At 48.1% G+C, this 10,953-nt stretch carries 7 protein-coding genes; 5 read left to right on the top strand and 2 right to left on the bottom strand.

The features are described from left to right. The first annotated feature begins 450 nt into the window (after positions 1–450). Complete coding sequence (locus RIE73_RS16845) at positions 451–4,686, top strand: nSTAND1 domain-containing NTPase (protein ID WP_446402275.1); 4,236 nt, start codon at positions 451–453, stop codon at positions 4,684–4,686. A gap of 437 nt (positions 4,687–5,123) precedes the next feature. Here the strand turns inward: RIE73_RS16845 and RIE73_RS16850 are convergent, their stop codons facing one another. Next, positions 5,124–5,270, bottom strand: coding sequence for a hypothetical protein (locus RIE73_RS16850; protein ID WP_446402276.1), 147 nt, complete (start codon positions 5,268–5,270; stop codon positions 5,124–5,126). A gap of 177 nt (positions 5,271–5,447) precedes the next feature. Here RIE73_RS16850 and RIE73_RS16855 point away from each other — a divergent pair, with 177 nt between their 5' ends. The 4 genes from RIE73_RS16855 (at position 5,448) to RIE73_RS16870 (ending at position 10,514) form a co-directional block, all read left to right on the top strand. Then, positions 5,448–6,548 carry an ABC transporter ATP-binding protein gene (locus tag RIE73_RS16855; protein WP_446402277.1) on the top strand — a complete coding sequence of 367 codons (1,101 nt, stop codon included), beginning with the start codon at positions 5,448–5,450 and terminating at the stop codon, positions 6,546–6,548. After that, positions 6,548–7,348, top strand: coding sequence for an ABC transporter permease (locus RIE73_RS16860; RefSeq protein WP_446388702.1), 801 nt, complete (start codon positions 6,548–6,550; stop codon positions 7,346–7,348). Before RIE73_RS16855 ends, RIE73_RS16860 begins: the two co-directional genes overlap by 1 nt. A gap of 156 nt (positions 7,349–7,504) precedes the next feature. Further along, entirely contained in the window at positions 7,505–9,364 is a 1,860-nt protein-coding gene (locus tag RIE73_RS16865) for a GldG family protein (RefSeq protein ID WP_446402278.1), read from the top strand. A 265-nt stretch (positions 9,365–9,629) separates the two neighbouring features. Then, positions 9,630–10,514 carry a DUF4340 domain-containing protein gene (locus RIE73_RS16870; protein WP_446402279.1) on the top strand — a complete coding sequence of 295 codons (885 nt, stop codon included), beginning with the start codon at positions 9,630–9,632 and terminating at the stop codon, positions 10,512–10,514. Between the two features lie 183 nt (positions 10,515–10,697). On the opposite strand, the gene RIE73_RS16875 is transcribed toward RIE73_RS16870, so the two are convergent. Continuing rightward, the coding region (locus RIE73_RS16875) for a hypothetical protein (RefSeq protein WP_446402280.1) at positions 10,698–10,953 on the bottom strand (256 nt) is incomplete at its 5' end.

The raw sequence follows: 10,953 nt of genomic DNA on the forward strand, positions 1-10,953 counted from the left end.
ACTTCGGTGAATAAAGCAATCTTACAACAGGCGATTGAGTAGTAGGCTGGCAAGGTTTTAAGCTGTGTCTATCTACTCCTTGACATTTTCCCCCTCATCCCCTAACCCCTTCTCCCAACCCCCCTCGTTCCCCCCTACAAGAGGGGGGAGGACAGAGGATGTTTCACTTTTTTTGCACGGGAGAAGGGGAACCGGATTCTCTTACTCCCCTCTTGCTCCCCTCTCCCAAGCTTGGGAGAGGGGCTGGGGGTGAGGGCTGAGGGCTGGCGTGGGATAGGGGCTGGAGGTGAGGGGTTGTTAAGTTGACACCAATAATTGCTCACCTACCCTATGCCCTCCCTACCGTACAATTAAATTGAGCGGTATGCGATCGCACTCGGTCTATGTTTCGTCTCAGTTATGACTCATTCTGATCATCCTGAATCTATCGCTGCTGAAAACGATCACGCGTTGCAGTCTTTAATCCGGGTGATGCGGTTTGTCAGTAGACGCCGATTCTCCCTGGTTCTGGTGCGCTGCAATTATGCCAGGTTGCGGGAGGAAATGCTGGAACGGTTGCGCCGGGATTCTCCAGTGGCGTTTCAAGTGTTGCGGCTGGCGGCGGATGAGCAACGGCTGTATACCAAAATTAAAACAGAATTTGGCGATCGCGTAGCGTGTTCCGAAGGAATGTATCGCGCAGCGTGTTCCGAAGGAATGTATCGCGTAGCGTGTTCCGAAGGAATGTATCGCACAGCGTGTTCCGAAGGAACGTATCGCGAAACTTCGGCGTTGATGGTGGTGGGATTGGAACAGGTGCAGAATTTGCCCGGTTTGCTGTCGGCGAGTAATCAAATGCGGGATGAGTTTGGCAAGTCGTTTCTGTTTCCGGTGTTTATCTGGGTGACGGATGAGGTATTGCGAAATATAATTCGGATTGCGCCGGATTTCTATAATTGGGCGACGCTGACTGGTTTTCGGGTATCCACAGCAGAATTACGCGCATGGCTGTGGCGGGAGACAGAGGCGGTATTCGAGGCGGCTTTGGTGACAACGGATTGGTCAAGGTTTAGCGGGACTCATCCCCAAGCCTATCAGGAATTAGGATTAGCGCGACGGGAGTTGCAGGAACGAGGGGAGACGTTAGCGCCGGATTTAGCGGCAAATGTTTCGTTTGCTTTAGCAGTTTATGCCCATCAACAGCATCAAATCGGTAGAGACGTTGCATGCAACGTCTCTACACCGGACAATCATCTGCCTCAATTAAAATTAGCGGCGGTTAACCTACAGTTAGGATTGGGGTATTTACATCAAGCTGACTGCCATCGCCGCGACTCTCACCGCCATTTACAGGAAGCTAATTCCTATTTTCAGCAGGGGATAGACGCCCTAGACTCCGCCCAGCGCCCGGATTTAGTCGCAATCTGGATCAGCAAATGGGGCGAAGTGCTGCAACAATTACAACAGTGGCAAACTTTGCAGGAATTAGCCGAGAAAGCCTTAACCCTGCATCAAACCCAGGGAACCGCCACACAACAGGCGCAGGATTATGGGTTTCTGGCAGATGTGGCGCTGGCAAGGGGAAAATGGCAGCAGGCGAAAGATTGGGCAATTCAGGCGTTACAGTGTGAGGAAGCTACGGGGAATCGGGAATCAGGAAGCGTTTCTGAAGCCGAGAGGGTAGCCTCGAAAAGCAGATGCGGTGGGTATCGGTTGCGCTTGGCACAGGCGTTAAATGGACTTCAGCAACCCCAGCAGGCGATAGAAATGCTGGAGAGGGCGAGACGGGAAAGTCGCCCCCAGGATGATCCCCAAAGCTATATCCAAATTTTAAAGGAATTGCGCCAGAGTTATTGGCAGCAAAAGCAGTATTTAAAGGCGTTTGAAATTAAGCAAGCCCAAGGGGTGGTAGAGAGTCAGTTGGGTTTACGGGCGTTTATTGGTGCGAGTCGCCTGCAACCTTTGCCGGGAGAAGAATTGGAAACCGTAGCGCTGGAGATTACCGCGTCGGGGCGGGGTCAGGATGTGCAACGGTTAATTGGTAGAGTTGCCCGTGATGATTGTAAGTTAACGGTGATTCATGGGCAATCGGGCGTGGGCAAAAGTTCCCTAGTGAATGCTGGATTAGTACCCGCTTTGGGACAAAAGATGGTGGGGGAGTTTGATGTGCTGCCGATTGTGCTGCGGGTATATACCAATTGGCAGGAAGAGTTGGCGGAATTGTTGTTGGAAGGAATCTCTCGCTCAATTTCTCTCCGACAAGGAGAAGGGAGTATTTCTGCCGGAAAAACCTCTCCCCCAGCCCCTCTTTTACCAGAAGAAGGGAGTATTTCTGCTGGAAAAACCTCTCCCCCAGCCCCTCTCCTACAAGGAGAGGGGAGCAAGATTTATAGACATACTTTTAGTAATTCTCCTCTAAATATTCCCAGCGATTCTCCTAGCGCTTCTTCTATAAATTCCCCCAGTAATCCTCCTAGCAATTCTCCTCTAAATATTCCCAGCAATTCTTCTAGCGATTCTTCTATAAATCCCCCCAGTAATCCTCATAGAAAGACCTCTAAAGTTACTCTCCCTTCCCTCGCAGGGAAGGGGGCTGGGGGGTTAGGTCTCGTCCTCAACCAACTACGGCAGAATGAACAGCGTCATTTAATGACCGTGCTGATATTTGATCAGTTTGAGGAGTTTTTCTTTGTCTGTACCGATACCGCCGCACGGCGTCCCTTCTTTGAGTTTTTGAGTGATTGCCTGAATATTCCCTATCTCAAAATTATTTTATCCCTGCGGGAAGATTATCTCCATTATTTATTAGAGTGCGAACGACTAGCACGGATTGACATTATTAATAACGATATTCTGAATAAACATAATCGCTATGAGTTGGGGGATTTTGCCCCAGAGGATGCTGAGGCGATTATTCAGGAGTTGACCGCGCGTTCTCAGTTTCATCTAGAGTCAGAATTAGTCGAGCAGTTGGTGCAGGATTTAGCCGGGGATACGGGGAAGGTGCGCCCGATTGAGTTGCAAATTGTTGGGGCGCAATTGCAAGCGGAGGAGATTACTACCCTGGCTGAGTATCGCCAACGGGGGACAAAGGATGAGTTGGTGAAGCGGTATGTGGAAGCCGTGATTAAAGATTGTGGGCAAGAGAATCAACGAGTCGGGGAGTTGGTGTTGTATTTGTTGACCGATGAAAAGAATACTCGTCCCTTGAAGACTCGTAGTGATTTGGTATCGGAGTTAACGGCTTTACCCTTAGATTGGGTGATGGATAGTCAGCAGTTGGAGTTAGTGCTGAAGATTTTTGTCGGTTCTGGGTTGGTGGTGGAAGTACCGGAAAAGCCAGAAGATAGATATCAGTTGGTGCATGATTATTTAGTCGAGTTTATTCGTCAGCAGGAAGGGTTTGGCATTGTTGCCGAATTAAAGGCGGAACGGGAGAAACGGCGGCGGAGTGAGGAGCGGTTAAAGAACGTTGAACAGCGGACTAAGCAAATTATTCGCAGAGGATTCGTTGTTCTAGGAGGTATTTCAGTCTTAACTATCGGAGTCGCATGGTTAGGGTTTAAGGCATGGGGCGGACTTCAGGAAGCGCAGACAGGTACAAAATTAGAACGACAAGGCGTGGCAGCGATTAAACAATTTGAATATCAGGAAATAGAAGCCTTGATGACCGCAATGGAGGCAGGGCAAGGGTTGAAAGAGCTAGTCAAAGATGGTCGCCCCTTAGAAAATTATCCTGCTATTAGCCCATTATTTGCATTACAAACAATTTTAGATAATATTCATCAGCGCAATCAATTCAGCGAATACGAAATCATAAAGTTTAGTCTCAAAGGAAATCGCATCGCGACAACAGGAAATGACGGAACAGTCAAACTATGGAATACTCAGGGTCAACTCATTGCTGAGTTTCAAACTCATCAGGATCTAGTCAATCCCGTAGAATTTAATCCCAAAGGTGATCGCATCGCGACAACAGGAAATGACGGAACAGTCAAACTATGGAATGATCAGGGTCAACTCATTGCTGAGTTTCAAGCTCATCAGGATCGAGTCAATACCGTAAAATTTAGTCCCAAAGGTGAGCGTATCGCTACAACAGGAGATGACGGAATAGCTAGACTCTGGAATACTCAGGGTCAGCAAATTACTCAGTTCTCAGCTCATCAGGGTCGAGTCAATACCGTAGAGTTTAGTCCCAAAGGTGATCGCATTGTGACAATATCAGAAGAGGGAACAGCTAGACTCTGGGACACTCAAGGTAACATAATTCCTGAGTTTAAAGTTGATCAGGTTTCATTCTACACTGTAAAGTTTAGTCCCAAAGGCGATCGCATTGTGACAGTATCAGAAGAGGGAACAGCTAGACTCTGGGACACTCAAGGTAACATAATTCCTGAATTCAAACCTGAGCAACGTCAGGTTAATATTGTAAAGTTTAGTCCCAAAGGCGATCACATTGTGACAGTATCAGAAGGGAAGACCATTTGCCTCTGGAACTTACGCGGACAACAGATTGCTCAGTTTGAAGGCAGAGGGACTCTCAGCCCCGATTGGCGCACCATTGCCCTGATTCAGGGGAATCAAGTCGTGTTAAAGCGAGTTGATAATTTAGATGAACTCTTGGCGCGGGGTTGTGATTGGCTCAAGTATTATCTGGCGACGCATCCGGAAGCGCGGGAGCGGTTGCCCGTTTGTCAAGAGTAGAGGATGGGGATTGGGGATTGGTTGAACCCGTACCGTAGGGGCGCACCGACGTGCGCCCTCAGATTCCGACGTGCGCCTGTCATGATGTGTGCGTCTAAAACCCAGTACACCCATCTCATCCGGGTAAACCAGACAACTGGGCTAAATTCAAGATAATCGGCGTGCGTGCGATCTTGAATTTCCCTAGATTAGGGCACGATAATATCGTGCCCCTACCCCATCAATTATCCCTGATGTAGGGGCTCTTCTTTGCCATGCCCGATTCTCTCAAACCCAAACCCGCTGGTTGTGATTGGCTCAAGGATTATCTGGCGACGCATCCGGAAGCGCGGGAGCGGTTGCGCGTTTGTCAAGAGTAAAGGATGGGGATTGGGGATTGGTTTAACCCGTACCGTAGGGGCGCACCGACGTGCGCCCTCAAATCCCGACGTGCGCCCTCAAATCCCGGCTGGCACCTGCATGATGTGCGCGTCTAAAACCCAGTACACCCCTCTCATCCGGGTAAACCAGACAACCGGGCTACATTCAAGATAATCGGCGTGGGTGCGATCGCGGTTAGCAATCTGGTGGGTTTTGTTTTTCATTTATCGGTGGGGAGGGCGGGTTTTGTTGTTCCGTTAGTGGTGAATATATGAATTTAGTCCCTAAACCCGCCCCTACAGATTCCCTAAACCCGCCCCTACAGTTGATCCGTAGTCGGACTATGTATGATTGATAAACGTTAGCCTAAAAAAATATCTATCCTCTCCAGTGGAATCTTTATGATCGAAGTGGATCGTCTGAGCAAGCTCTATGGCGTCACTCCAGCCATTCAGGATGTCAGTTTTAAGGTGGAACCGGGGGAAATCCTGGGATTTCTTGGACCCAATGGTGCTGGCAAAACGACCACCATGCGTATTTTAGCCGGCTATTTACCCGCCACCAGTGGCACTGCCCGAATTGCTGGGTATGATGTCCATGAAAATTCTCTGGCGGTGCGCCAACGCATCGGCTATTTACCCGAAACCCCTCCCCTTTACCCGGAAATGACGGTTGAGGGATTCTTGTACTTTGTCGCCCGTCTCAAGGGCGTATCCGCAGGCGATCGCGCCAAGCGGGTGAAGATGGCGATCGCACGCTGTAACCTCGTAGAGAAGCGCAAAGTCTTGATCCGCAAACTCTCCAAGGGATTTCGTCAACGAGTCGGAATTGCTCAAGCGATCGTCCATGATCCACCTGCGATTATCCTCGATGAACCCACCGTTGGACTCGATCCTCGGCAAATTATTGATGTTCGCAACTTGATCAAAAGCCTTGCAGGTGAACATACGATTATCCTGTCTACCCATATTCTGCCAGAGGTGAGCATGACCTGTAGTCGCGTGGCGATTATCAACCGAGGTAAAATCGTCGCCACCAATAGCCCAGAAAACTTGATGGCGCAATTGACGGGAGGGGCGGGCTATGAGTTAGAAGTGGATGGGGATGCAACTCAACTGCAAAAGCTATTACAAGTGTTGCAGGGAGTCTGCTTAGTCGAAATTGTCCCCACTCAACAGTTACCCCCAAATCGCTCCTTAATTCGGATTGTGACAGTACCGGGTACTGATCCGGGACGAGATATTGCGGCTGTAACCGTGGGTGCTGGGATCGGATTGCATGAAATGCGCCGCACTCGCGCTACCCTGGAAGATGTCTTTTTAGAACTGACGACTCAGGAACGCAGGGCGGAGAACCTGGAAATAGAGACAGGGAACAATTTAGCTGAATCGCCTATCTCTGATTCTCCATCAGACGTTCCTGAATCCAATGTTTCTCAATCCCAAGTCCCTGAATCAAAAGTCCCTGAGTCAGACGTTCCCCAATCAGGAGAAGATCGTTAATGCGTATACTCTTTGGCAATATTGTGGCAATTTTCCGCAAGGAATTGCAGGGCTATTTTGCTTCACCTTTGGCTTATATAGTGGCTGGGTTTTTCTGGCTATTGTCGGGGTTCTTTTTCGTGTGGATTCTATTAAGTCCCGATGGGATTATTCAGCAAGTGGCGCAACGCGATCAACTGGGAATGCCGACACCCCCTGTTGATGTAGCCTATGAATTTTTGAATATGTTTTTGAGTGTTATGGGGTCTCTAATTTTATTTGTTCTCCCCATCCTCTCCATGGGACTCTATTCGGAGGAACGCAAGCGGGGAACGTTAGAACTATTGGCAACGTCGCCAGTGACGAATTGGGCGGTAGCCCTGGGAAAACTATTAGGTGTGCTAACCTTTTTTACGATTATGGTGCTACCGTTACTCCTGTATGAAGTGATTGCCTTGAATGCCGCAAATCCGCCGATTCAACCGTGGGTTCCTTTATTAGCCCATGCTGGATTAATTTTACTCGCCGCATCGGTGCTTTCCTTGGGAATGTTTATTTCTTCGTTAACCGATAGTTCAATTTTGGCAGCTTTCCTCACGTTTGTTTTAATCTTATTCCTCTGGGTAATTGATTTAATTGCTAATATTATCGGTGGTGCTTTTGGGGAAGCGTTAGGTTATTTATCGTTGATGGAGAATTATACCAATTTGGTTCGGGGTGTTCTCGATACCAGTAGTCTTATTTTATTTGCTAGTTATATCTTTCTGGGCATATTCCTCACCGCTCAGTCAATTGAAGCGTTCCGATTCCAGCGATCTTAAGTTCGTAGTTGCGCTTTAGCGCCCTAAGCATTTTGGTATTGATGACAAACCTGTAACTATTTTATCACTCAGTCAGGGCGGGTTTAGTCAAATCTGGGTTAGGTCAGAAACAATAATCGTAAAACCCGCCCCTACACAATCAAAACGCTATAAACTATGACAACAAAGCCGATTAAGTGGACGTATTTAAAATATCTATTTTGGTTCGGACCGATCCTGACAATCATGGGACTTACCGCCCAAGAAGTGGCGGGGGAGTGGTCTCCTGTATCCTTAGCGCTGCTAATTGCGGGGCTATTAATCATTGGCTTGTGGTTCCTACTTCTGGATCAAATCGCCCCTGGTTTTTGGGGACGCCGTTCTACCCAGGTGGGAACCAATGCGATAATCGCCACCTTAGCCATGTTTGTGATTATCGGGTTAATTAACTTTTTAGGCGTGCGTTATGGGGTACAGATTGATTTAACCGAAAATCAACTATTTACCCTTTCACCCCAATCCCAGCAGGTGGTGAGAAATTTAGAGCAACCCGTGAAAGTTTGGGTGTTTGAGAGTCCTGCTAATCCCGCCGATCAAGAACTTCTGGAAAACTACCGCCGCTATGGATCAAATTTAGAATTTGAGTTTGTTGACCCCCAGCTACAACCTGAATTAGCCCAGAAGTTTAATGTAAATTATATAGGGGAGGTTTACTTAGAATATGGGAATCAACGGGAGTTAGTCCAAACCATCAGCCAAGGGGAACGGTTATCCGAAGTTCAGCTAACCAATGCAATTGAACGCATCACAGGCGATCGCACAGATAAGGTCTATTTTCTCCAAGGTCATGGTGAACGCCCCTTAGAAGCGTCAGACGAGGCGGGATTATCTCAAGCCGTGAGTGCGTTGGAGGCGAAAAACTTTACGGTTGAACCCCTTAATCTGGCTGAACAGCCATCCGTTCCCGATGATGCGTCTTTAATCGTCATCGCTGGACCGAAACGAGCGCTGTTTGAACCGGAAGTGCAAGCGTTAGAAGACTATTTGGCTGATGGGGGAAGTCTGTTAGTGATGATAGACCCCGATACCAATCCCGGATTAGAACCCTTACTCTCCGATTGGGGAGTGACGTTGACCAATCAGATTGTGATTGATGCGTCGGGTCAAGGGAGGTTAGTCGGTTTAGGTCCAGCAACCCCCTTGGTTACGCAATATGGCGATCATCCAATTACCCAAGATTTTGGAACTGGCTTTTCGATTTATCCCTTAGCGCAACCCGTGGACATGGAACCTGTAGAAGGGATTCAGGAAACCCCTCTGGTGATCACAAGTCCCCAAAGTTGGGCGGAAAATACGCCAGAACAACAACCGTTGGAGTTCAACGAACAAGAAGGCGATCGCCCCGGTCCTTTAGTATTAGGGGTGGCGTTAAGTCGTCAAGATTCCAGCGCTTCACCACCATCAGAACCGGAAGCGGAAGAAACTCCAGAAGCTGAAGGTGAAGAAACTGATGAACCGGAAGCGGAAGAAACTCCAGAAGTGTCGCCAGAAGACACCGATGAACCGGAAGCGGAAGAAACTCCAGAAGAGTCGCCAGAAGACACCGATGAACCCGAAGCGGAAGAAACTCCCGAAGAGTCGCCAGAAGACACGGATGAACCCGAAGCGGAAACTCCCGAAGCATCTCCAACGGCTTCGCCAGAGGACTCTCCAGAAGTCTCACCTTCACCAATCCAGACTGATGAGTCTGAGTCTCAAGAAGACGAAGCTGAATCACGATTAATTGTGTATGGTAATTCAAACTTTGCCACAGATAGTTGGTTTGATCAGCAACTCAATCCTGATATTTTTATCAACTCCGTAAGTTGGTTAAGCAAGCGAGATGAACAAGCCCTTTCGATTAGTCCCAAAGAACCCGAAGACCGCCGAATTAATTTAACACCCGTCCAATCCGGAATATTGGGATGGTTAGCCCTGTTAATTGTTCCAGCATTTGGCTTTTTGACCGCAGGAATGCTGTGGTGGTTACGGCGGTAAAACCATCCCATGTCTGTAGGGGCGGGTTTTACTACTATCTTTTGAAATGGTGCGTTACGCTAACGCTAACGCACCCTACACCCGCCCCGACCAAGTGATATAAAATAGTTCGCATCGGAATTATGTTTTTTTAAACGCAGAGGGACGCAGAGGTTAACGCAAAGGTACGCAGAGGAATAATAACAAATGACGTAGCTGGCTTTGCGCTATGCGAGTATAACGAATGACCAATGACCAATGACGAATGACCAATGACGAATAACAAATGAAGTTACAGAAGACTACTTGGGTTTTATTAATTGTCGCCCTTTTCCTGGGAGGATTTGTCTATTTTTATGAAATCGTAGGAACTCCTCAACGGGAAGCCGCGAAGGAAGCCGAAAAGCAACTATTTAGTTTTGAAGAAGATGAGATTCAACGGGTTAACATTTATATCCAGGAAGAAAGCCGAAAATTTGAACGGGTAAGTGAACCAGAACCCGGTTGGCGCATGACAGAACCGAAAGATGTCCCCGCCAGTGATCCATCGGTTGCATTTCTCTTGAATTTACTCGTTGAAGGAAAGAGCGATCGCATAATTCCCAATGTCCCCCCGGAAAACCTGAAAGACTATGGCTTAGACAAACCCCAAGCCATGGTAACAGTGCGACTTAACAACGATGAAACCCATGAAATTCTTTTAGGTAAGCCAGATTTTAATAACAGTTTCCTCTATGCTCAAGTTGATCCGTTTTCCGACAAATCCCAGCAATCTAATGTTTTTTTAGTCCCCATGGACTTTGAATATGCTGTCAATCGTCCCTTATCCGAATGGGAGCAACCTCAAGAGACTATAACCGAAGAAACAGAATCATCGGATACAGAAAACGATGAATCAGCATCTGAAACAGAATCGACTACAGAGGAAACAGAACCCCCGGAAAGCCAAGCTACTCCTAATAACTCTGATACTGAACCACAAGAATCAACGCCTGAACCAACACCGACACCGGATAACCAAAGTCCGTCCGCATCTCCCTCTCCTGAAAAGCCGTCCTCTTTTGAAGAGAAAAAGCAGTCAATAGAGGATGAAACGGCTTCTCCCAATGAGGAAACAGAACCTGAAAATGCGCCGAATGACTCTGAAAGCGAAGACATTCCTGCTGAATAACATCTATATTTTAGTGGGGCAATTTTATTGCCTAAGACAGGGCTTTGAAACTTTTACATTGTGCCTGTTTCCTGTTACCTATCCTCACCACAACACCTATTCAGTAAGCTCCCCCCGCTCCCAGACGTTCCACCGGAACGTCTCTACAACCCCAGCTTCCCCCGCTCCCCCTCATCACAGCACTTACAGCGCAAAGCGCTGTAATAAAGTACAGTAGATAAAAGTCCCCCTTTTCGATCCCCCTTCCGTCCCCCTTTTGATCCCCCTTCCGTCCCCCTTTTGATCCCCCTTCCGTCCCCCTTTTGATCCCCCTTCCGTCCCCCTTAAAAAGGGGGAGACCAGAGGATGCTTCGCTTTTTGTTGCACGGGGGAGACCAGAGGATGCTTCGCTTTTTGTTGCACGGGGGAGACCAGAGGATGCTTCGCTTTTTGTTGCACG

This window comes from Coleofasciculus sp. C1-SOL-03 (assembly GCF_040220555.1).
Taxonomy (GTDB): Bacteria; Cyanobacteriota; Cyanobacteriia; order Cyanobacteriales; family Coleofasciculaceae; genus Coleofasciculus.

What these genes read in the sequence shown, in the direction of transcription:
- RIE73_RS16855 (WP_446402277.1), top strand. Translation starts at nt 5,448, where the DNA reads ATGATCGAAGTGGATCGTCTGAGCAAGCTCTATGGCGTCACTCCAGCC.
- RIE73_RS16870 (WP_446402279.1), top strand. Translation starts at nt 9,630, where the DNA reads ATGAAGTTACAGAAGACTACTTGGGTTTTATTAATTGTCGCCCTTTTC.
- RIE73_RS16860 (WP_446388702.1), top strand. Translation starts at nt 6,548, where the DNA reads ATGCGTATACTCTTTGGCAATATTGTGGCAATTTTCCGCAAGGAATTG.
- RIE73_RS16850 (WP_446402276.1), bottom strand. Translation starts at nt 5,270, where the DNA reads ATGAAAAACAAAACCCACCAGATTGCTAACCGCGATCGCACCCACGCC.
- RIE73_RS16865 (WP_446402278.1), top strand. Translation starts at nt 7,505, where the DNA reads ATGACAACAAAGCCGATTAAGTGGACGTATTTAAAATATCTATTTTGG.